Annotated in this window: 32 protein-coding genes; all 32 read right to left on the bottom strand. The window is 62.8% G+C overall.

Translation table 11 applies throughout. The annotated features are described in order from the left end of the window. Positions 1 to 98: 98 nt before the first annotated feature. The 32 genes from rpsK to IVB28_RS12270 all read right to left on the bottom strand — a co-directional run bounded on the left by rpsK (position 99) and on the right by IVB28_RS12270 (position 21055). Positions 99 to 488 carry a 30S ribosomal protein S11 gene (rpsK, locus tag IVB28_RS12425; protein ID WP_007603045.1) on the bottom strand — a complete coding sequence of 130 codons (390 nt, stop codon included), beginning with the start codon at positions 486 to 488 and terminating at the stop codon, positions 99 to 101. A 123-nt stretch (positions 489 to 611) separates the two neighbouring features. Beyond that, positions 612 to 980, bottom strand: coding sequence for a 30S ribosomal protein S13 (gene rpsM, locus IVB28_RS12420; RefSeq protein ID WP_008549231.1), 369 nt, complete (start codon positions 978 to 980; stop codon positions 612 to 614). Positions 981 to 1165: 185 nt separating this feature from the next. Further along, entirely contained in the window at positions 1166 to 2071 is a 906-nt protein-coding gene (locus tag IVB28_RS12415) for an adenylate kinase (RefSeq protein ID WP_247526465.1), read from the bottom strand. Then, positions 2068 to 2265, bottom strand: coding sequence for a hypothetical protein (locus tag IVB28_RS12410; protein ID WP_247526464.1), 198 nt, complete (start codon positions 2263 to 2265; stop codon positions 2068 to 2070). The genes IVB28_RS12415 and IVB28_RS12410 overlap by 4 nt, the downstream gene beginning before the upstream one ends. Beyond that, positions 2262 to 2552 (bottom strand): hypothetical protein, encoded by a 291-nt coding sequence (locus tag IVB28_RS12405; RefSeq protein ID WP_247526463.1) that lies wholly within the window; start codon positions 2550 to 2552, stop codon positions 2262 to 2264. Before IVB28_RS12405 ends, IVB28_RS12410 begins: the two co-directional genes overlap by 4 nt. Positions 2553 to 2759: 207 nt before the next feature. Then, positions 2760 to 4091: a preprotein translocase subunit SecY gene (secY, locus tag IVB28_RS12400; RefSeq protein WP_247526462.1), complete on the bottom strand. Its 1332-nt coding sequence runs from the start codon at positions 4089 to 4091 to the stop codon at positions 2760 to 2762. 148 nt (positions 4092 to 4239) lie between these two features. Then, entirely contained in the window at positions 4240 to 4725 is a 486-nt protein-coding gene (gene rplO / locus IVB28_RS12395; protein ID WP_247526461.1) for a 50S ribosomal protein L15, read from the bottom strand. 75 nt (positions 4726 to 4800) lie between these two features. Beyond that, on the bottom strand, positions 4801 to 5007 hold the full coding sequence (rpmD, locus tag IVB28_RS12390; protein WP_212248998.1) for a 50S ribosomal protein L30: 207 nt from the start codon (positions 5005 to 5007) through the stop codon (positions 4801 to 4803). A gap of 25 nt (positions 5008 to 5032) precedes the next feature. Continuing rightward, the gene (rpsE, locus tag IVB28_RS12385) at positions 5033 to 5623 is read right to left on the bottom strand and encodes a 30S ribosomal protein S5 (RefSeq protein ID WP_247526460.1); all 591 of its coding nucleotides are present in this window, start codon (positions 5621 to 5623) and stop codon (positions 5033 to 5035) included. Between the two features lie 44 nt (positions 5624 to 5667). Then, positions 5668 to 6030 (bottom strand): 50S ribosomal protein L18, encoded by a 363-nt coding sequence (gene rplR / locus IVB28_RS12380; RefSeq protein ID WP_247526459.1) that lies wholly within the window; start codon positions 6028 to 6030, stop codon positions 5668 to 5670. 11 nt (positions 6031 to 6041) lie between these two features. Continuing rightward, a complete protein-coding gene (gene rplF / locus IVB28_RS12375) occupies positions 6042 to 6575 on the bottom strand; it encodes a 50S ribosomal protein L6 (RefSeq protein WP_008136336.1) in 534 nt (177 codons plus the stop codon). Positions 6576 to 6591: 16 nt separating this feature from the next. Next, positions 6592 to 6990, bottom strand: a complete 399-nt coding sequence (rpsH, locus tag IVB28_RS12370) for a 30S ribosomal protein S8 (RefSeq protein ID WP_007603034.1) — start codon at positions 6988 to 6990, stop codon at positions 6592 to 6594. 14 nt (positions 6991 to 7004) lie between these two features. Continuing rightward, entirely contained in the window at positions 7005 to 7310 is a 306-nt protein-coding gene (gene rpsN, locus IVB28_RS12365) for a 30S ribosomal protein S14 (protein ID WP_247526458.1), read from the bottom strand. Positions 7311 to 7356: 46 nt separating this feature from the next. Beyond that, positions 7357 to 7914 (bottom strand): 50S ribosomal protein L5, encoded by a 558-nt coding sequence (gene rplE / locus IVB28_RS12360; protein ID WP_247526457.1) that lies wholly within the window; start codon positions 7912 to 7914, stop codon positions 7357 to 7359. Continuing rightward, on the bottom strand, positions 7907 to 8221 hold the full coding sequence (gene rplX / locus IVB28_RS12355; RefSeq protein WP_007603031.1) for a 50S ribosomal protein L24: 315 nt from the start codon (positions 8219 to 8221) through the stop codon (positions 7907 to 7909). The genes rplE and rplX overlap by 8 nt, the downstream gene beginning before the upstream one ends. Next, entirely contained in the window at positions 8221 to 8589 is a 369-nt protein-coding gene (gene rplN, locus IVB28_RS12350; RefSeq protein WP_007603030.1) for a 50S ribosomal protein L14, read from the bottom strand. The genes rplX and rplN overlap by 1 nt, the downstream gene beginning before the upstream one ends. 83 nt (positions 8590 to 8672) lie before the next feature. Then, on the bottom strand, positions 8673 to 8921 hold the full coding sequence (rpsQ, locus tag IVB28_RS12345) for a 30S ribosomal protein S17 (protein WP_007603028.1): 249 nt from the start codon (positions 8919 to 8921) through the stop codon (positions 8673 to 8675). A 13-nt stretch (positions 8922 to 8934) separates the two neighbouring features. Continuing rightward, positions 8935 to 9141 (bottom strand): 50S ribosomal protein L29, encoded by a 207-nt coding sequence (rpmC, locus tag IVB28_RS12340; protein WP_247526456.1) that lies wholly within the window; start codon positions 9139 to 9141, stop codon positions 8935 to 8937. A 5-nt stretch (positions 9142 to 9146) separates the two neighbouring features. After that, positions 9147 to 9560, bottom strand: a complete 414-nt coding sequence (gene rplP, locus IVB28_RS12335; protein WP_008136349.1) for a 50S ribosomal protein L16 — start codon at positions 9558 to 9560, stop codon at positions 9147 to 9149. A gap of 30 nt (positions 9561 to 9590) precedes the next feature. Continuing rightward, entirely contained in the window at positions 9591 to 10316 is a 726-nt protein-coding gene (gene rpsC, locus IVB28_RS12330) for a 30S ribosomal protein S3 (RefSeq protein ID WP_129268065.1), read from the bottom strand. A 17-nt stretch (positions 10317 to 10333) separates the two neighbouring features. Next, positions 10334 to 10720, bottom strand: coding sequence for a 50S ribosomal protein L22 (gene rplV, locus IVB28_RS12325; RefSeq protein ID WP_008136353.1), 387 nt, complete (start codon positions 10718 to 10720; stop codon positions 10334 to 10336). Positions 10721 to 10730: 10 nt separating this feature from the next. Beyond that, a complete protein-coding gene (gene rpsS, locus IVB28_RS12320; protein ID WP_008136357.1) occupies positions 10731 to 11009 on the bottom strand; it encodes a 30S ribosomal protein S19 in 279 nt (92 codons plus the stop codon). 12 nt (positions 11010 to 11021) lie between these two features. Continuing rightward, entirely contained in the window at positions 11022 to 11855 is an 834-nt protein-coding gene (gene rplB, locus IVB28_RS12315) for a 50S ribosomal protein L2 (RefSeq protein ID WP_247526455.1), read from the bottom strand. Positions 11856 to 11867: 12 nt separating this feature from the next. Then, the gene (locus IVB28_RS12310; RefSeq protein WP_194402791.1) at positions 11868 to 12170 is read right to left on the bottom strand and encodes a 50S ribosomal protein L23; all 303 of its coding nucleotides are present in this window, start codon (positions 12168 to 12170) and stop codon (positions 11868 to 11870) included. Continuing rightward, on the bottom strand, positions 12167 to 12787 hold the full coding sequence (rplD, locus tag IVB28_RS12305; RefSeq protein ID WP_247526454.1) for a 50S ribosomal protein L4: 621 nt from the start codon (positions 12785 to 12787) through the stop codon (positions 12167 to 12169). The genes IVB28_RS12310 and rplD overlap by 4 nt, the downstream gene beginning before the upstream one ends. Position 12788: 1 nt before the next feature. After that, positions 12789 to 13505, bottom strand: a complete 717-nt coding sequence (rplC, locus tag IVB28_RS12300) for a 50S ribosomal protein L3 (RefSeq protein ID WP_028141005.1) — start codon at positions 13503 to 13505, stop codon at positions 12789 to 12791. A 52-nt stretch (positions 13506 to 13557) separates the two neighbouring features. Further along, the gene (gene rpsJ, locus IVB28_RS12295; protein ID WP_002712302.1) at positions 13558 to 13866 is read right to left on the bottom strand and encodes a 30S ribosomal protein S10; all 309 of its coding nucleotides are present in this window, start codon (positions 13864 to 13866) and stop codon (positions 13558 to 13560) included. 82 nt (positions 13867 to 13948) lie between these two features. Continuing rightward, positions 13949 to 15139 (bottom strand): elongation factor Tu, encoded by a 1191-nt coding sequence (gene tuf / locus IVB28_RS12290; RefSeq protein ID WP_247526453.1) that lies wholly within the window; start codon positions 15137 to 15139, stop codon positions 13949 to 13951. A gap of 40 nt (positions 15140 to 15179) precedes the next feature. Beyond that, positions 15180 to 17252, bottom strand: a complete 2073-nt coding sequence (gene fusA / locus IVB28_RS12285; RefSeq protein ID WP_247526452.1) for an elongation factor G — start codon at positions 17250 to 17252, stop codon at positions 15180 to 15182. Positions 17253 to 17282: 30 nt separating this feature from the next. Beyond that, positions 17283 to 17753: a 30S ribosomal protein S7 gene (rpsG, locus tag IVB28_RS12280; RefSeq protein WP_018322260.1), complete on the bottom strand. Its 471-nt coding sequence runs from the start codon at positions 17751 to 17753 to the stop codon at positions 17283 to 17285. A 15-nt stretch (positions 17754 to 17768) separates the two neighbouring features. Then, entirely contained in the window at positions 17769 to 18140 is a 372-nt protein-coding gene (gene rpsL, locus IVB28_RS12275; protein ID WP_007603006.1) for a 30S ribosomal protein S12, read from the bottom strand. An 890-nt stretch (positions 18141 to 19030) separates the two neighbouring features. Continuing rightward, positions 19031 to 21055: an ABC transporter ATP-binding protein gene (locus IVB28_RS12270; protein WP_247526451.1), complete on the bottom strand. Its 2025-nt coding sequence runs from the start codon at positions 21053 to 21055 to the stop codon at positions 19031 to 19033. Between the last annotated feature and the right edge of the window lie 15 nt (positions 21056 to 21070).

Below are 21070 nucleotides of genomic sequence, written 5' to 3'. Positions count from 1 at the left end.
ACTGCTGTTGCAGGCACTGGCGTTGGAGAAAGGCCGCAGATCATTCCCACGGCTTTGCAAAAAATCATCGCGGGTGCCGATGCACCCGCAATTTGGAATCAAACGCGCCGACGCTTGCGGGGACGGCAACCGTTGTGCGGAATCGTGGTCACGTCGCGGATCGAGGTGACGGTGAAGCCTGCGGCCTGAAGCGCGCGGAGCGCCGATTCGCGGCCCGAACCGGGACCGGCAACTTCGACTTCCAGCGTGCGCATGCCGTGCTCCTGCGCCTTCTTGGACACGTCCTCGGCGGCAACCTGCGCGGCATACGGGGTCGACTTGCGCGAGCCCTTGAAGCCCATCGTGCCGGCGGAGGACCAGGCAATGGTGTTGCCCTGCGCGTCGGTGATGGTGATGGTCGTGTTGTTGAACGACGAGTTCACATGCGCGACGCCGGAGGCGATGTTCTTGCGCTCACGACGACGAACGCGGGTGGCTTCCTTGCCCATTGAGTACCTTTCCTGGAGATCTCGAACGCCGCCGTAATGCCAGCGGCTACACCTGTGGAACGAAAAGCGCGTGGCGAACGGGTCATCCCCGGTTCGCCACACGCCGCGATTGGATTCGAAAGCTTACTTCTTCTTGCCGGCGATCGCCTTCGCCGGACCCTTGCGCGTACGCGCATTGGTGTGGGTGCGCTGGCCGCGCACCGGCAGACCGCGACGATGACGCAGGCCGCGGTAGCAGCCGAGATCCATCAGACGCTTGATGTTGATGCCGACCTCGCGGCGCAGGTCGCCCTCGACGAGATAGTCGCGGTCGATCACTTCGCGGATCTGGAGCACTTCGGCATCGCTGAGCTGATTGACGCGACGATCCACGGGGATCTTGACCTTCTCCAGGATCTCACCGGCGATCTTCTGACCGATGCCATGGATGTACTGGAGCGCGATCAGCACGCGCTTGTTGGTGGGAATGTTCACGCCGGCAATACGGGCCAAGGCCTTCTCTCCTGTCGCCGATCCTCGTCAGGATCGGGCTTAAGTGCTTGTGTTCTCGGGCAGGTGTTCACAAACGCGAACACGACGCCCACCCCCGGTCTTCCTGGGGCCCGGCATCGTCTGAAACTATCCGACTTGGATGCGGGGGCTTATTAGGGGATTCCAGGGGCTTTCGTCAACCACTGCTAGCGTTTGGCTCGCTTTTTCGTGACCTTTTTTGCAGCCTTCTTGGCACCCTTTTTGACTGCCTTCTTGGCGGTCTTTTTGGCTGCCTTCTTCGCCGCTTTCTTGACGGTTTTCGTGAGGGCCTTCTTGCCGGCCTTCTTGGCCGTCTTCTTGGAGCCCCTCACCGCCGATTTGACAGCCTTTTTGGCCGATTTGGCGGGCTTTCTGGCCGTTTTAGTCGCCTTTTTGGCTGCTTTCCGGGTCGCCGTCTTGCTCGCCCTGGCCTTCTTGGCCGGCGCCGCCTTGGCTGCGCTTCTGGCGTGGGTCTTCGGCTCGAGCGCCCCCAGGGCGAGGAGCTGGCGATGGATGGCGCGGGTAACCTCGTCGATGGCCATCATACCGTCGATGGTCGAGAGCTTCCGCCGCTCGGAATAGTAGTGAATCAGCGGTTCCGTCTGGTTACGGTAGTTGGCCAGGCGCTTGGTCAGGACCTCCGGGGTGTCGTCGAGCCGGACCTCCTCCCCGCGCTCCCGCATCTGGGCGACGCGGGTCTCGACGCGGTTCAGGAGCGCGCTCTCGTTGACGCGGAGCTCGATCACAGCATCCAGCTTGAGGTGCTTGCGCTTGAGCAGCTCGTCCAGCGCCTCGGCCTGCGGCACGGTGCGCGGGAAGCCGTCGAGGATAAAACCGTTTTTGGCGTCCGGCTGGTCGATCCGGTCGGAGATAATACCGACCACGACCTCGTCGGGCACCAGGGCGCCGCTGGCCATGATCTCCTTGGCCTTCAGCCCGACCGGCGTTCCCGCCGCAACCGCGGCACGCAGCATCTCGCCGGTCGAGAGCTGGACGATGCCATAGCGCTGCACCAAGAGCTGCGCCTGGGTCCCCTTGCCCGACCCCGGCGGTCCCAGAAGTATAATTCTCATCGGCGTACGCCCCCCGGATTGGTGAGCGATACGTCGCGCACCTGCGTTTTGATATCAAGAGCAGTGCAGACCACAACCAGTGCAGCACCACCATTGACGATCATACTATAAGGCAGGCCGATCCCGTAAAGGTCGAACACCTCCGGAATCAACTGCAATGCCGTCAGGTAGACGGCTCCGACGAGACTCGTCAATGACACGACGCGATCGAGATAGCCGGCCGTGGCTTCGCCAGCGCAACACCGGGAATTGCGCCATTTCGCTGAGCCAGGGAATTGGCTGTGTTTTCGGGATCGACGACATAGGCCGTGTAGACAAAGGCGAGCACGAATCCCGCAATCGACACGCGGATCATGTGCGCCGGCTGGCCCAGCTGGAGATGTTGATAGGACGCGGCGAGCAGAGGGTGATCGGCACTCAGGATGAAGCCCGCAAAGGCGAGCGGCAGAAAGAAAGAGCCACGGCGCTCAAGCGAATTCAAGCCGCGCCACACCACGGAGAGCAGGCGAATGAGAATCGCCCCGGTCAGATAGGGAATGAGGCCGAGTGCAAAGATCAGAGCCGGGAGACGAGGTCGAGCGTCGGCGAATAGTCGAAGATAACCAATCCCGCGATCGGGATCTGGGTGCCGGGCCTGAAAAGGAGCGGCGCGCCAATCGTGAAGCGATCCGGCGCGCGAACTCCCTGCTCATCTACGGCGGCCGCGCAGCTTCGACTTGCGGATCAGGCCTTCGTACTGGTGTGCCAGCAGATAGCCCTGCACCTGCGACACCGTGTCCATGGTGACGCTGACGACGATCAGCAGCGAGGTGCCGCCGAAGTAGAACGGCACCGAGGCGTAGGAGATCAGGATCTCCGGGATCAAGCATACGATCGCCAGATAGACCGCACCTAACACGGTGACGCGCGAGAGCACGTAGTCGATATATTCGGCGGTGCGCTCGCCGGGGCGGATGCCTGGAATGAAGCCGCCGTGCTTCTTCAGATTGTCCGCGGTCTCGGTCGGGTTGAACACGATCGCGGTGTAGAAGAACGCGAAAAACACGATCAGCGCCAGATACATGATCAGGAACAGCGGACGGCCGTGGCCGAGCTGGGTGGTGATCCACTGGAACCATTCCGGTCCACTGCCCGCATTGAAGTTGGCGACCGTGGTCGGCAGCAGCAGCAGCGAGGACGCGAAGATCGGCGGGATCACGCCCGAGGTGTTGAGCTTCAGCGGCAGATGCGAGGACTGGCCCTCGAACATCTTGTTGCCGACCTGACGCTTCGGATATTGGATCAAGAGGCGGCGCTGCGCGCGCTCCATGAACACGATGAAGGCGATCACGGCGACCGCCATGACGATGACGACCAGAATCAGGCCGGTCGACATCGCGCCCTGACGGCCGAGCTCGAGCATGTTGGCGAGCGCGGCGGGCAGCTCGGCGACGATGCCGGCGAGAATGATCAGCGAGATGCCGTTGCCGATGCCGCGCGAGGTGATCTGCTCGCCCAGCCACATCAGGAACATGGTGCCGCCGGTCAGCGTGATCGCGGTGGACAGGCGGAAGAACAGACCGGGGTCGCTGACGACGTTGCCGGCGCCCTCGAGACCCACCGCGATGCCGTAGGACTGGAACGCGGCGAGGATCACGGTGAGATAGCGGGTGTACTGGTTGAGCAGCTTGCGGCCGGACTCGCCTTCCTTCTTCAGCGCCTCGAGTTGCGGCGAGACGGTGGTGAGGAGCTGGATGATGATCGATGCCGAGATATACGGCATGATGTTTAGCGCAAAGATCGCCATGCGGTGGATGCCGCCGCCGGCGAACATGTTGAACATGCCGAGGATGCCGCCCGCCTGGGAACGGAACACCTGCTCCCAGATGTTGGGATCGATGCCGGGGAGCGGGATATAGGTCCCGAGCCGATAAACGAGCAGCGCACCCAGGGTGAACCAGATGCGCTTCTTCAGTTCGTCAGCCTTGGCAAACGCACCGAAATTGAGATTGGCTGCCAGTTGTTCCGCTGCAGAGGCCATCTTGGACTTTCTCCCGCCGCCTATTGCGCCGTCATGCCCGCGGCCGGGCTACTCTCGCGGACGCCGGACATTATCTGGGGCTCGGCATCGATAAGTCCACGTCTCGCATGCGTAAAGGCCCGCGAGCCGCGGGCCAATGACGCAGTTGTTACGCCGCCTCGCCTTCTTCCTTGGCAGGGGCGAGGATCTTCACCGAACCGCCGGCCTTCTCGACCGCGGCGATCGCGGTCTTGCTGGCGCCGTGCACTTCGATGTTGAGCTTGGACTTGAGCTCGCCACGGCCGAGCAGCCGCAGGCCGCCCTTGGTGCGGCGCAGCACGCCGCCCTTCACCAGGGTCTCCACGTTCACGACGCTGCCGGCGTCGATCTTCTTGGCATCGACCGCTTCCTGGAGCCGGTCGAGATTGATCTCGGCGAACTCGATGCGGAAGATGTTGTTGAAGCCGCGCTTGGGGAGACGGCGATGCATCGGCATCTGACCGCCTTCGAAACCCTTGATGCGCACGCCCGAACGCGCGGTCTGGCCCTTGCCGCCGCGGCCGGACTGCTTGCCCTTGCCCGAACCGATGCCGCGGCCGACGCGCATACGCTTCTTGCGCGAGCCGGCGTTGTCGGCGATATCGCTGAGCTTCATCGCCCTTCTCCTTGTGTCTTGCGCATGATCTTCGCCGAAAAACGGTGCCCGCTCTTCGGGATCATGTGCCTTTGCTTACTTCTCGTCGACGATGCGGACGAGATGGTGAACCTTCTCGATCATGCCGCGGACCGCCGGGGTGTCCGGCAGTTCGCTGGTGCGGCCGATCTTGTTGAGCTTGAGCCCGATCAGCGTCGAGCGCTGCGAGTGATGGCGGCGGATCGCGCTGCCGGTCTGCTCGAGCTTGATCGTCTTTGCGGTCGTAACGGCACTCTTGGCCATGGGAGTCTACTCCGAAAAGCTTCCGTTATTCGGCAGCCGCCTCGGCGTCGCCGCCGATACGGCGAGACTGGAGGGTGGACACCTTGATGTTGCGGCGGGCAGCGACCGAACGCGGCGAATCCTGGTGCTTCAGCGCGTCAAAGGTCGCGCGCACCATGTTGTACGGGTTCGACGAGCCGATCGACTTCGCCACCACGTCCTGGACGCCGAGCGTCTCGAACACGGCGCGCATGGGACCGCCGGCGATGATCCCGGTACCGGCGGGAGCTGCACGCAGGTAGACACGGCCCGCGCCATGACGGCCAGCGATGTCGTGATGGAGCGTGCGGCCCTCGCGCAGCGAGACGCGGGTCAGGTTGCGCTTGGCGGATTCGGTGGCCTTGCGGATCGCTTCAGGCACTTCGCGCGCCTTGCCGTGACCGAAGCCGGCGCGGCCCTTCTGATCGCCGATCACGACCAGCGCGGCGAAACCGAAGCGCTTACCGCCCTTGACGACCTTGGCCACGCGATTGATGTGGACCAGCTTGTCGACGAACTCGCTGTCGCGCTCCTCGCGCTGCTGGCGGTCACGTCCGCCGCGTTGATCGCGTCCACCACGTTGTTCGCGTTCTGCCATTTTTCCAATCCTTCAGAGGCTTACGCCTCAATCCTTAAATTCTGTTAGAAGCTCAGCCCGCTCTCACGCGCTGCATCGGCAAGAGCCTTGACGCGCCCGTGATAGAGGTAGCTGCCGCGATCGAACACGACTTCCTTGACGCCCTTCTCGGCGGCGCGCTCGGCCAGCAGCTTGCCGACCGCCTTCGCCGCATCGATGTCGGCGCCGGACTTGCCGCCGTCGCGCATCGACTTCTCGAGTGACGACGCAGAGGCCAGCGTCTCGCCCTTGAGGTCGTCGATGACCTGGGCGTAGATGTGCTTGGACGAGCGGAACACCGACAGACGCGGACGACCACCACCGGAGCGGCGCAACTTCAGCCGCACACTCCGCTTGCGCCGGGCATTCGTAACCTTGGCTTTCGACATGACCGGCTCCGTTACTTCTTCTTGCCTTCCTTGCGGAAGATGAATTCGCCAACATACTTCACGCCCTTGCCCTTGTAGGGCTCCGGCGGACGATAGGAGCGAATCTCGGCGGCGACCTGGCCGACACGCTGGATGTCGCTGCCTGTCACCGTGATCTCGGTCGGCTTTGGCACGGTGATCGTGATCCCTTCCGGGATCGCGTAGACCACGTCGTGGCTGTAGCCGAGCGCGAGCTGCAGGTTCTTGCCCTGCATCGCGGCGCGGTAACCGACGCCGGTGATTTCGAGCTTCTTCTCGAAGCCCTTGGTGACGCCTTCGACCAGATTCGCGACCTGGGCGCGAGCGGTACCGTACAGCGCGCGCGCGCGGTTGGTCTCGACCCGCGGGTTCACCTTCACCTGGCCATTCTCGAGCTTCACCTCGACGTCGTCATGGACGACGAACTGAAGCTGGCCCTTCGGACCCTTCATCTTGACGGTCTGCCCATCGACGGTCGCGGTCACACCCGACGGAACCGGAACAGGCCTTTTGCCAACTCGTGACATGGATCAAAAATCCTTCTCAGAACACCGTGAAGAGAACTTCGCCGCCCACGTTCGCTTCACGCGCACTGTGGTCGGCCATGATTCCCTTCGGCGTCGACAACACGGAAATGCCGAGTCCGTTGTTCACACGCGGCAGGTTCTTCACCGAGGCGTAAACGCGACGCCCGGGCTTGGAGACACGTTCGATCTCGCGGATGACGGGCTCGCCGTCGAAATACTTCAGCTCGATCTCGATCTCGCTGCGGCCGGAGGAATGCTCGAGCGTGGCGTAACCGCGGATGTAGCCCTCGCTCTTGAGGACCTCGAGCACGTTCTCGCGCATCTTCGAGCCAGGCGTGGAGACCTTGTTCTTGGAGCGCATCTGCGCGTTGCGGATACGGGTGATCAGATCGCTGATTGGATCGTGCGTAGACATCTAAACGACCCTCCTTACCAGCTGGACTTCACGAGGCCCGGGACCATGCCCTTGGAGCCAAGTTCGCGCAGCGCGATACGGGACAGCTTGTTCTTGCGGTAGTTCGAGCGCGGGCGGCCCGACAGCTCGCAACGCAGGCGGATGCGGGTCGCCGACGAATTACGCGGCATTTCCGCGAGCTTCAGGGTGGCGGCGAACCGCTCCTCCATCGGCAGCTTCCTGTCCGCGATGATCGCCTTCAACCGCTCGCGCTTCGGGGCGGCGTTCTTCGCCATCCGCTTGCGCCGGTTGTTCTTCTCGACTGAACTCTTCTTTGCCATGCTTGGCTCCTGGGTATCCGCGTTTGAGAGGCTTTAGGTCAGCGTCTCACTGCCGGAACGGGAAATTGAAAGCGGTCAACAAGGCCCTCGCCTCGTCGTCGGTCTTGGCCGTGGTGCAGACGGTGATGTCCATGCCGCGGGCTTCCGAGACCTTGTCGAAGTCGATCTCGGGGAAAATGATGTGCTCCTTGATGCCGAGCGAGTAGTTGCCGCGGCCGTCGAAGCTCTTCGGGTTCAGGCCGCGGAAGTCGCGGACGCGCGGCAGTGCGACCGTCACCAGGCGATCGATGAACTCGTACATGTGCGACTTGCGCAGCGTGACCTTGCAGCCGATCGGCTGGTTCTCGCGCAGCTTGAAGGTCGCGATCGCGACACGCGAATAGGTCACGATCGCCTTCTGGCCGGCGATCTGGGTCAGCTCGGCGGCGGCGGTTTCGGCCTTCTTGCGGTCGTTGACGGAATCGCCAACGCCCATGTTCAGCACGACCTTGTCCAGGCGCGGAACCTGCATGACGTTCTCATAACCGAACTTCTCGGTCATCGCCGTGCGGATCTTCGCATCGTATTCCGCGCGCAGGCGCGGCGTGTAAGCGGCCTCAGCCATCGATCTCAGCTCCCGAGCTCTTGGCGATGCGGACTTTCTTGCCGTCCGCCAGAATCTTGAATCCCACGCGGGTCGGCTTTCCGTCCTTGCCGACATACGCGATGTTGGACAGTTGGATCGGCGACTCCTTCGAGATGATGCCGCCCTCCTGGGCCTGCGTCTGCTTCTGGTGACGCTTGACCATGTTGATGCCGCGCACGAGCGCCGTGCCGGCGTCCGGACGCACTTCGAACACTTCGCCGGTGCGGCCCTTGTCGCGACCGGTCAGCACGACGACCTTGTCGCCCTTGCGGATCTTCGCAGCCATTACAGCACCTCCGGCGCGAGAGAGATGATCTTCATGTGGTTCTTCGCGCGCAGCTCGCGCGGCACGGGCCCGAAGATACGGGTGCCGACCGGCTCGGACTGGTTGTTGATCAGGACGGCGGCGTTGCGGTCGAAGCGGATGACCGAACCGTCGGCGCGGCGAATGTCCTTGCGGACGCGCACCACGACGGCCTTCATCACGTCGCCCTTCTTCACCTTGCCACGCGGAATCGCTTCCTTGATCGAAACGACGATGATGTCGCCGATCGTGGCGTAGCGGCGCTTGGAGCCCCCGAGCACCTTGATACACATGACACGGCGTGCGCCAGAATTATCGGCCACGTCGAGGTTGGTCTGCATCTGAATCATTGATGCACCTCGTCCTCTTCTATTTGCGCCAGCCCAGCCGGCGCTCAACATTTCCCTGAAGTCAGTCGGCTAAAGCCAACAGATCAGGCGCTTTTCTTGTGTTCGCCCCGGATCACGACCCAGCGCTTTAACTTCGAAATCGGCTTCGATTCCTCGATCCACACCATGTCGCCCGGCTTGAACTCGTTGCTCTCGTCGTGCGCGTGGTAGTTCTTCGAACGGCGGATCGTCTTCTTGTAGATCGGGTGCGTGAAGCGGCGATCAACGCGCACCACGATGGTCTTGGCTTGCTTGTCGCTGACGACCACGCCCTGCAAAGTACGTTTCGGCATCTTCGTAAGCCTCTTACTTCTTCTTCGCGCGCGTCTGCGCGGCGACGGTCTTGATCCGGGCGATGTCACGGCGGGCCTCGCGCAGGCGCGAGGTGTTCTCGAGCTGCCCGGTGGCGCGCTGGAAGCGCAGGTTGAAGCGCTCCTTCTTCAGGTTCAGGACGGCGTCATCCTGCTGGTCAGGGCTCATCGCGCGGATGTCTTCGATCTTCATCTGGACCATGGCCATTACTCCGCAATGCGCTCGACGAAGCGCGTCTTGATCGGCAGCTTGGCGGCCGCCAGGGTCAGCGCCTCGCGAGCCGTCTGGGTGTTAACGCCGTCGATCTCGAACAGCACCCGGCCCGGCTTGACGCGCGCGACCCACAATTCCGGCGAACCCTTGCCGGAGCCCATGCGGACTTCGGCCGGCTTCTTCGACACCGGAACGTCGGGGAACACGCGGATCCAGACGCGGCCAGCGCGCTTCATGTGGCGGGTCAGCGCGCGGCGAGCGGCTTCGATCTGGCGCGCGGTGACGCGCTCAGGCTCGGTCGCCTTCAGGCCGAACTGGCCGAACGCCAACGTCGCGCCCGACGACGCAACGCCGTGGATACGGCCCTTATGCGCCTTCCGGAACTTCGTTTTCTTAGGTTGCATCATGGCTTCAAGCCCTCAAATTCTCAGTGCGGATCAGGCCGCAGCGTTGTCACGGCGCCCACGACCACCGCGATCACCACCACCGCTGGTCTCGCCTTCGGCCATTCTCTTGTCCTGGGCCATCGGATCGTGTTCGAGGATCTCGCCCTTGAAGATCCAGACCTTGACGCCGCAGGTGCCGAAGGTCGTGAACGCGGTCGCAACGCCGTAGTCGATGTCGGCGCGCAGCGTGTGCAGCGGCACGCGACCTTCGCGATACCACTCCATGCGGGCGATTTCCGCACCGCCCAGACGACCCGAGCAGTTGATGCGGATGCCTTCCGCGCCGAGACGCATCGCCGATTGCACGGCGCGCTTCATGGCGCGGCGGAACGCCACGCGGCGCTCCAGCTGCTGCGCGATCGACTCGGCCACCAGCGTCGCATCAAGCTCCGGCTTGCGGATTTCGACGATGTTGATGACGACGTCGGACGAGGTGATGTCCGCGACCTTCTTGCGCAGCTTGTCGATGTCCGCGCCCTTCTTGCCGATCACCACGCCCGGGCGGGCCGAGTGGATGGTGACGCGGCACTTCTTGTGCGGACGCTCGATCACGATGCGGGCGACGGCCGCCTGCTTGAGCTCCTTGTGCAGGATCTCACGGATCTTGACGTCCTCGTGCAGCAGCTTGCCGTATTCCTGCTTGCCCGCGAACCAGCGGGAATCCCAGGTGCGGTTGATGCCGAGACGCAGACCGATCGGATTGATCTTTTGACCCATCGTGTTCTCCTGCGCCCTTAAGCGGCTGCTTCGGCTTCGACCTGACGAACGATGATCGTCAGCTGCGAAAATGGTTTGTAGACACGGCCCGAGCGGCCACGGCCGCGAGCGGCGAAGCGCTTCATCACGAGACCGTTGCCGACGAAGGCCTGCGCCACGACGAGATCGTCGACGTCGAGGTCGTGGTTGTTCTCGGCATTGGCGATAGCCGATTCCAGGCACTTCTTCACGTCGACCGCGATCCGCTTGCGCGAAAACTGCAGATCGGCGAGCGCAGCAGCGGCTTTCCGGCCGCGAATGAGCTGGGCGACCAGGTTGAGCTTCTGCGGGCTCACCCGCAGCATCCGGGCGACCGCCTTGGCCTCGTTCTCGGCGAGGCTCCGTTCGCGCTTAGGTTTGCTCATCGTTTAATCCTCAAGCCTTCTTGGCTTTCTTGTCGCCGGAGTGGCCATGGAAGGTCCGGGTCGGCGAAAACTCGCCGAACTTGTGACCGACCATTTCCTCGTTGACGGCCACCGGCACGTGCTTCTGACCGTTGTAGACGCCGAAGGTCAGGCCGACGAACTGCGGCAGGATCGTCGAACGACGGCTCCAGATCTTGATGACGTCGTGACGGCCGGACGCGCGGGCGGCATCTGCCTTCTTGAGCAGAGAACCCTCGACGAACGGGCCTTTCCAGACTGAACGAACCATGTCCGGCGTTCCTTACTTCTTCCGCTTGTGGCGGCTTAGGAGAATGAATTTGTTGGTCGACTTGTTGGTGCGGGTCTTCTTGCCCTTGGTCGGCTTGCCCCACGGGGTGACCGGGTGGCGACCGCCCGAGGTACGACCTTCACCACCGCCGTGCGGATGGTCGATCGGGTTCATCGAGACACCGCGGTTATGCGGCTTGCGGCCAAGCCAACGGTTACGGCCAGCCTTGCCGATCGAGGTGTTCATGTGATCCGGGTTCGACACCGCGCCGATCGTGCCGCGGCAACGGCCGTGCACCAGGCGCTGCTCGCCCGAGTTCAGGCGGATGATCACGTAGTCCTGGTCGCGGCCGACGAGCTGGGCGTAGGTCCCCGCGGAACGGGCGAGCTGGCCGCCCTTCCCGATCTTGACCTCGATGTTGTGGATGATCGTGCCGACCGGCATGTTGCCGAGCGGCATGACGTTGCCCGGCTTCACGTCGACGTAGTTGCCGGCGATGATGGTGTCGCCCACGGCCAGGCGCTGCGGCGCCAGGATGTAGGCCTGCTCGCCGTCCTGATACTTGATCAGCGCGATAAAGCCGGTGCGGTTCGGATCATACTCGAGACGCTCGACCGTCGCGGGGACGTCGATCTTCTCGCGCTTGAAATCCACGATGCGCAGCGTCTGCTTGTGACCGCCGCCGCGGAAGCGCACGGTGATGCGACCGGTGTTGTTGCGGCCGCCCGAGGAGTGCTTGCCCTCGGTGAGCGCCTTGACCGGCTTGCCCTTGTAGAGGGCCGAACGATCGACCATGACCAGCTGGCGCTGGCCCGGCGTCGTAGGATTGAATGTCTTCAGTGCCATCGTCGTACGACCTTACAGACCGGTGGTGACGTCGATCCGGTGGCCCTCTTCGAGGGTCACGATCGCGCGCTTGGTGTTCGACTGCGAGCCGAGATTGCCGCGGAAGATCTTGGTCTTGCCCTTCCGGACCAGCGTGTTGACGCTCTTGACCTTGACGTCGAACAGCTTCTCGATCGCTTCCTTGATCTGCGGCTTGGTCGCCTTGGCGGCCACCTTGAACAGCACCTTGTTGTGCTCGGAGGCGATCGTCGCCTTTTCGGTCACGACCGGCGACACGATCACGTCGTAGTGGCGAGCCTCGATGTTCTTCGTCATTTGAAGCGCGCCTCCAGCGCATCGATGGCAGCCTTGGTCAGAACGAGCTTCTGACGGCGCAGGATGTCGTAGACGTTGATGCCCTGGATCGGCAGCACGTCCATGTTCGGGATGTTGCGAGCCGCAGCGGCGAAGCCGTTGTTGAGTTCGGCGCCGTCGATGATCAGGGCGTTGGTCAGGCCCAGACCCGAGAAGTGACCGAGCAGCGCCTTGGTCTTGGCGGCTTCCAGCGCGGCCTTGTCGATCACGACGAGATTGCCGTCCTTGGCCTTGGCCGAGAGCGCATGCTTCAGTGCGAGCGCGCGGACCTTCTTCGGCAGGTCGGTGGCGTGCGAACGCACCACCGGGCCGAAGGCACGTCCACCGCCGCGGAACTGCGGCACGCGGGCCGAGCCATGACGAGCACCGCCGGTGCCCTTCTGCTTGTACATCTTCTTGCCGGTGCGCCAGATCTCGGCGCGGCCCTTGGCCTTGTGCGTGCCGGCCTGGCGCTTGTTGAGCTGCCACTGCACGCAACGTGCAATGATGTCCTGGCGCGGCTCGAGGCCGAAAATGGTGTCGGACAGCTGGACCGAGCCGGCTTCCTTACCTTCGAGGGTGGTGACTTTCAATTCCATCTCACGCACCCTCCTGCTGGGCCGCAGCCTCGGCTTCGCCGCCCGCAACCTTGAACTTGCCGGGCTTCGGAGCTTCCTTCGGCAGCGGCTTCTTGACGGCGTCGCGCACGCGAATCCAGCCGCCCTTGGAGCCGGGAACGGCGCCTTCGACGAGGATCAGGCCGCGCTCGACATCGAGCTGAACGACGCGAAGGTTGAGCGTGGTGATGCGGTCGACACCCATGTGGCCGGGCATCTTCTTGTTCTTCCAGGTCTTGCCGGGGTCCTGACGGCCACCGGTCGAACCGATCGAGCGGTGCGAGACCGAGACGCCGTGGGTGGCGCGCAGGCCGCCGAAGTTCCAGCGCTTCATACCGCCGGCGAAGCCCTTACCGACCGAGGTGCCGGTGACGTCGACGAACTGGCCGACGACGAAGTGGTCGGCGAGAATCTCGGCACCGACCGGGATCATGGCATCCGCGGTGACGCGGAATTCCTCGACCTGCCGCTTCGGCTCGACCTTGGCGACCGCGAACTGGCCGCGCTCCGCCTTGGGCATGTAAACGGTCTTGCGGCTGCCAGAACCAAGCTGGAGCGCGACGTAACCGTTCTTCTCTTCGGTGCGGTGGCCTACGACCTGGCAATTGCCGAGCTTCAGCACGGTCACGGGGATATGCTCGCCGGCCTCTGTAAAGACCCGCGTCATCCCGACCTTTTGTGCGATCACTCCGGAGCGCATCGGCTTGCTTCCTGTTCTTTCTGTCCGCTCGCGCGAACGGGATCCAAAAATCTTAGAGCTTGATCTCGACGTCGACACCGGCGGCCAGATCGAGCTTCATCAAAGCATCGACGGTCTGCGGGGTCGGATCGACGATGTCGAGCAGGCGCTTGTGAGTGCGCATCTCGAACTGCTCGCGGCTCTTCTTGTCGACGTGGGGCGAACGGTTGACGGTGAACTTCTCGATGCGGGTGGGCAGCGGAATGGGTCCGCGGACCTGCGCGCCGGTGCGCTTCGCCGTGTTCACGATCTCGCGGGTCGACGTATCGAGGATACGATGGTCGAACGCCTTGAGACGGATACGAATGTTTTGGCCGTTCATTGCCGTGGTCTCTCTTCGTTGGGTGGCGAATAGCGAATAGCGAATGACACCATTCGCTACTCGCCGATCCCTATTCTCGTAATTACTCGATGATCGAGGCGACGACGCCGGCGCCGACGGTGCGGCCACCTTCGCGGATCGCGAAACGGAGCTTCTCTTCCATCGCGATCGGCACGATCAGGTGCACTTCCATCGCGATGTTGTCGCCCGGCATCACCATCTCGGTGCCTTCCGGCAGATGCACGACACCGGTCACGTCGGTGGTGCGGAAGTAGAACTGCGGACGGTAGTTGGTGAAGAACGGGGTATGGCGACCGCCCTCTTCCTTGGTGAGGATGTAAGCCTCAGCCTTGAACTTGGTGTGCGGCTTGACCGAACCCGGCTTGCACAGCACCTGACCACGCTCGACGTCTTCGCGCTTGGTGCCGCGGAGCAGCGCACCGATGTTGTCGCCGGCCTGGCCCTGGTCGAGCAGCTTGCGGAACATTTCGACGCCGGTGACGGTCGTCTTCTGGGTCGCACGCAGACCGACGATCTCGATTTCCTCGCCGACCTTGACGATGCCGCGCTCGACACGGCCGGTCACGACGGTGCCGCGGCCCGAGATCGAGAACACGTCTTCAACCGGCATCAGGAACGGCTGGTCGATCGGACGCTCCGGCTGCGGGATGTACTCGTCGACGTTCTTCATCAGCTCGAGAATAGCCTCGTGACCGAGCTTCTTGTCGGAATCTTCGAGAGCGGCGAGCGCCGAGCCCTTGATGATCGGAATCTTGTCGCCCGGGAAGTCGTACTTCGAGAGCAGCTCGCGAACTTCGAGCTCGACGAGCTCGAGCAGTTCGGGATCATCGACCATGTCGCACTTGTTCAGGAACACGACGAGCGCGGGAACGCCGACCTGGCGGGCGAGCAGGATGTGCTCGCGGGTCTGCGGCATCGGACCGTCAGCGGCCGACACGACCAGGATCGCACCGTCCATCTGGGCAGCGCCGGTGATCATGTTCTTCACGTAGTCGGCGTGGCCGGGGCAGTCGACGTGCGCGTAGTGGCGGTTCTTGGTCTCGTACTCGACGTGCGCGGTCGAGATCGTGATGCCGCGCGCCTTCTCTTCCGGCGCCTTGTCGATCTGGTCGTACGCGGTGAACGTCGCGCCGCCGGCTTCGGCGAGAACCTTGGTGATCGCCGCGGTCAGCGACGTCTTGCCATGGTCGACGTGACCGATGGTGCCGATGTTGCAGTGCGGCTTGTTACGTTCAAACTTTGCTTTGGCCATTTGACTCTCCGTTCAATCGTCAGTTCGTGACCGACGACAATCAGGCAAACTTCTTCTGGACTTCTGCCGACACATTGGCCGGCGCTTCTGCGTAGTGGTCGAACTGCATGGTGAAGGTTGCGCGACCCTGGCTCATCGAGCGCAGGTTATTCACGTAACCGAACATGTTCATGAGCGGCACCATCGCGTTGATGACGTTGGCGTTGCCGCGCATATCTTGACCCTGGATCTGACCGCGCCGGGAATTCAGGTCGCCGATGACCGAGCCGGTGTAGTCTTCCGGGGTCACCACTTCGACCTTCATGATCGGCTCGAGCAGGACGGACTTGCCCTTCTGCAAGGCTTCGCGGAATGCCGCGCGCGCTGCGATTTCGAAGGCGAGCGCCGACGAGTCGACGTCGTGATACTTGCCGTCGACGAGCTGAACCTTGACGTCGACCACGGGGAAGCCCGCAACCACGCCAGAGCTCATCACGCTGTTGAGGCCCTTTTCGACGCCGGGGATGTATTCCTTCGGAACCGCACCACCGACGATCTTGGACTCGAACTCGTAGCCCTTGCCGGGCTCGTTGGGCTCGACCACGATCGTGACTTCCGCGAACTGACCGGTACCGCCGGTCTGCTTCTTGTGGGTGTACTTGACCTCGGCCTTCTTGGTGACGCGCTCACGGAACGCAACCTGCGGAGCGCCGATGTTGGCGTCGACCTTGTAAGTGCGGCGGAGGATGTCGACCTTGATGTCGAGATGGAGTTCGCCCATGCCCTTGAGGATGGTCTGGCCGGACTCCTGGTCGGTCGACACGCGGAAGGACGGATCCTCCGCGGCGAGCTTGGCTAGCGCCACGCCCAGCTTTTCCTGGTCGGCCTTGGACTTCGGCTCGATCGCGATCTCGATGACCGGCTCGGGGAATTCCATCTTCTCCAGGATCACCTGCTTGTCGGGATCGCACAGCGTGTCACCGGTGCGCGCTTCCTTCAGGCCGGCCAGCGCGACGATGTCGCCGGCATAGGCTTCCTTGATGTCTTCGCGGTTGTTCGCATGCATCAAGAGCATGCGCCCAATGCGCTCCTTCTTCTCGCGGGTCGAGTTCACGACGCCGGTGCCGCTCTGCAGAACGCCGGAGTAGATGCGGCAGAAGGTGATGGTGCCGACGAACGGGTCGTCCATGATCTTGAACGCGAGCAGCGCGAGCGGCTCCTTGTCGTCCGCCTTGCGCACGACCTCGTTGCCGCGGTCGTCGGTGCCCTTGATCGCGGGCACGTCGACCGGCGACGGCAGATAGTCGACGACGGCGTCGAGCAGCGGCTGAACGCCCTTGTTCTTGAAGGCCGAACCGCACAGCACGGGATAGAACGCGCCGGTCAGAACCGCCTTGCGGATCAGCCGCTTCAGCGTCTCTTCGTCCGGCTCCTTGCCGTCGAGATAGGCCGCCATGGCGTCGTCGTCGAGCTCGACGGCGGCTTCCACCATCTTCTCGCGATATTCCTTGGCCTGCTCGACGAGATCCTCGGGAATGTCGACATAGTCGAACTTCGCGCCAAGCGATTCATCGTTCCAGATGATGCCCTGCATCTTCACGAGGTCGACGAGACCCTTGAAGTTGTTCTCGGCGCCGATCGGAAGCTGGATCGCGATCGGCTTGGCGCCGAGGCGGTCGACGATGTCGGCCAGGCACTTGAAGAAGTCGGCGCCGGTCTTGTCCATCTTGTTGGCGAAGACGATGCGCGGAACCTTGTACTTGTCGCCCTGGCGCCAGACGGTCTCGGTCTGAGGCTCGACACCCTGGTTGGAGTCGAGCACGCAAACGGCGCCGTCGAGCACGCGCAGCGAACGCTCGACTTCGATGGTGAAGTCGACGTGGCCGGGGGTGTCGATGATGTTCAGACGCTTGCCGGCCCAGAACGCGGTGGTGGCAGCCGAGGTGATCGTGATGCCACGCTCCTGCTCCTGCTCCATCCAGTCCATCGTCGCGGCACCTTCGTGCACTTCGCCGATCTTGTGGCTCTTGCCGGTGTAATAGAGGATGCGCTCGGTCGTCGTCGTCTTGCCGGCATCGATATGCGCCATGATACCGAAGTTGCGGTAATTCTCTATGGCATGAACGCGGGGCATGGAGTGTTCCTTAGATTCCGTGTTTCGCCGTTACCAGCGATAGTGCGAGAAGGCGCGGTTGGCTTCCGCCATCCGGTGCACGTCTTCGCGCTTCTTGACGGCGTTGCCACGGTTGTTCGACGCGTCCAGGAGTTCCGCCGACAGCCGCTCGGTCATGGTCTTCTCGTTGCGATCGCGCGCAGCGGAGATCAGCCAGCGGATGCCCAGCGCCTGGCGGCGGGTCGAACGAACCTCGACCGGGACCTGGTAGGTCGCGCCGCCGACGCGGCGGGAGCGCACTTCGATCGTCGGCATGACGTTCTCGAGTGCCTGCTCGAACACGCCGAGCGGGTTCTGCTTGGTCTTGGTTTCGATGATACCGAACGCACCGTAGACGATGCCTTCCGCAACCGACTTCTTGCCGGCGTACATCACCGAGTTCATGAACTTCGTGACGATGATGTTCCCGAACTTCGGATCGGGAAGGACTTCGCGCTTTTCCGCTGAGTGGCGACGAGACATGGACCTGGTTCCCGCTTACTTCGGACGCTTCGCGCCGTACTTCGAACGACGCTGCTTACGGTTCTTGACGCCCTGGGTATCCAGAACGCCGCGGAGGATGTGGTAGCGCACGCCGGGCAAATCCTTGACGCGACCGCCGCGGATCATGACCACCGAGTGCTCCTGGAGGTTATGGCCCTCGCCGGGGATGTAGCCGATCACCTCGAAGCCGTTGGTCAGGCGCACCTTGGCGACCTTACGAAGCGCCGAGTTCGGCTTCTTCGGGGTCGTGGTGTAGACGCGCGTGCAAACACCGCGCTTCTGCGGCGACTGCTGCAGCGCCGGCACCTTCTTGCGCGACTTCTGCACTTCACGCGGTTGAGCGATCAGCTGGTTGATCGTCGGCATCCTGGCCTTACCCTTTGTTCTGTGCAGACCCTTCCGGATCCGCTGTCTTGCCGCAGCCCGTTGCCGGGACTGCAAATTCTTTCGAGCTACCTGCTCGACGAGGTCGCCTTTCGCGGAACAATCCGCACAAAGCGAAATCGCGCCAACCGCTCCATCAACGAGCGGAAAGCGCTTCGACGCCACAGAGGACCGCAGTATCGAGACCGCTCAGCATTAAGCCGCGGCCCGCGCACTGAGGTCATGCATCCGATTTCGATCTCAAGAGAACGGGCTCAAGAGAACTAAAGTCGCACTGGCATTGCCTAGCTATGATCGACAGCGTTTGAGCGGCATTCGTCGAGGTTGGTGCCCGCCTTGAGCGATCCTTGTGGATCTAGTCCTTGTGGATCTAGTTCTTGGGGATCTAACGGGTGGCCCGTTCCGACGCTGGCGATGCTCACCGCCTGTCGTTAAGTGAGGCGCTTTCTATAAGTGAGAGTCGATCAAGTCAAGGCGAAACGACAGTCACAAAGCGCTCAGGGGCCTGTCAAAATCGCTGTTTGCGGCTCTCACCGCGTCACCCCGATATGGGCCCGCGGCCTCCCTTTGGCCAGCCCGCCGACTATTTATACCCGGGCGAAAGGTACTTTTATGACCCTCGGCAAGCTTTTTTTGCTCGTCAGGCATTAATCTGTTCACTTTGGGCAGCCATCGGCGCCGGAGCCTTCATCATAATGGCCGGAAAATTGTCCGGATTGACCGAGGCCGGCGATGTCGGCCGAGGGACTTTTCGAGGTCCTAATCAATCCGCATGAGAGTTATCCGACCGGGTTTTCGAATCGAAGAACGCATCGTCGCGTGCAGATCGAGTGACACCGATGACGGGAATCACAGAATCGGTGCGGCCCCGGTCACTCCTCCCCGTCCTCGTCCTCATCATCCTCGAGGTCGTCTTCCTCATCATCGTCTCGGCCGTCGCCGACGTGAGCCGCCGCGCCATGAGGTTGATGGATCTGGTCGTTCCACAGCTTGCGATAGGTGCCGTTCTTGGCGAGCAGCTGGGCATGCGAGCCGCGTTCGATCGCCCTGCCCGCGGAAATCACGATGATTTCGTCCATCTCGACAACCGAGGTCAGGCGGTGGGTCGACCAGATCATGGTGCGGCCCTTGGCGACCTTGAGCAGCGTCCGGTTGATCGCAGCTTCCGTGGTCTGGTCCAGCGCCGAGGTGGCTTCGTCCAGCAGCAGCACCGAGGGGTTGCGGATGATCGCGCGCGCGATCGCGATGCGCTGGCGCTGGCCGCCCGACAGGGTGTCGCCGCGCTCGCCGACCGGCGTGTCGTATCGCTGCGGCAGGCTCATGATGTAGCGGTGGATCTCGGCCTTCTTGGCGGCGTCCTCCACCTCCTCGTCGCTCGCACCCTCCTTGCCGAGCCGGATATTCTCGCGGATCGACATGTTGAACAGCATGTTCTCCTGGAACACCACCGCCATGCTCCGGCGTAGCGAGTCCAGCGTCACCTTGCGGACGTCGACGCCGTCGATGGTGACGCGCCCTTCGTCCGGCACGTAGAGCCGCAGGATCAGATTGAGCAGCGTGCTCTTGCCCGAGCCCGAGGGGCCGACGATGGCGATACGCTTGCCGACGTCAAGCTTGAGGCTGAGATTGTCGAGCACCGGCATCTGGCTGCCTTCGTACTGGAACGTCACGCGATCAAAGGTGATGTCGTGGGTGACACGAGGCAGATCGGGCGCGCCGGGCCGATCGGCGCTGCGTGTCGGTTCATCGAGCAGCTCCTGGATGTGGCGGATCGCGGCAGCCGAGGAGATCGACACCGGAACGAAGTGCATGACATGAGCGATGTTGTAGGAGACCTCCCAGAACGCGCTCTCGAAGGTCACGAAGGTGCCGATGGTGATCTGCCCCTTGGTTGCGAGATAGGCGCCGATCGCGAGCACCACGATGTGCAGCAGCAACACTGAGATGGTGACCGTCCGCTCCACCATGGTGGAGAGGAACGCGGCAGAGGCCATCTTCCGGCGGGTCTCGTCATTGCGGAAGGTGAAGAAGCCGAACATCCGGCGTTGCAGGCTGAACGCCTTGATCACCGCCTGCGCCGCGACGTTTTCCTGCACCATGCCGAGCAGCGCGCTCTCGTTGAGCTTTTGCTCGTAATTGGCCTGCACCGCCTTCGGCGTGAGCATGCGCGGACCAATCAGCGTGATCGGAAACACCAGCAGCGCCACCACCGCGAGCTGCCAGTTCAGGAACACCATCAGGATGATGCCGGCGATCAATTCCAGAAACGGCAGCGCGGCACTGTTGGCGAAAGTCTTGACCGAGCCTTCGAAGGCCGAGAGATCGACTGAGAAGCGCGACAGAATCTCGCCGCGCTTGGTGCGGCCGAAATAGGCCGCCGGCAGGTCCTGGACGTGCTCGAACAGGCGTTTGCGGACGTCGGAGATGATACAGGCAGCCAACCGCGCATCCCAGCGCTCGTACCAGACGGCGACAATCGAGGTGAAGATGCCGGCGACGGCGAGCACGCCGAGGATATTGTACAGCGCCTGGAAGTCCTCCTCGCCGAGCGCATCGTCGATCAGGAACTTGAGGCTGAGTGGCATGATGACGTTGAACAGCGTCTCGACGAAGACGCCAAACGCCACGAATGACAGCATCCGCTTGTAGTTCGTCAGATGGGGTTTGACGAACCCGACGATGGTCGCGAGCGCCCCGGCGGCCTCGCGCGCGGTAAAGACGACGAGGTCCTCATCCTCATCCTCGTCGTCAAGTTCCACCCCCTCATCGGCCTCCTCTTCGTCGTCCTCGTCGTCTTTGAGGTCCGGCTTGGCGGCAGCGGCGAGCTTGTCGTCTAGCTCGGCCGCCTCATTGGCGACGAGCTTCTGTTTGTCGGGCGGGAGGGGCTTGGACGCCATGAAACCAACCGATGC

Source organism: Bradyrhizobium sp. 199, from assembly GCF_023073355.1.
In the GTDB taxonomy this organism is placed as follows: domain Bacteria; phylum Pseudomonadota; class Alphaproteobacteria; order Rhizobiales; family Xanthobacteraceae; genus Bradyrhizobium.
Note: the sequence above shows the minus strand (reverse complement) of the source record. Positions and strands in the feature narration are given on the sequence as shown.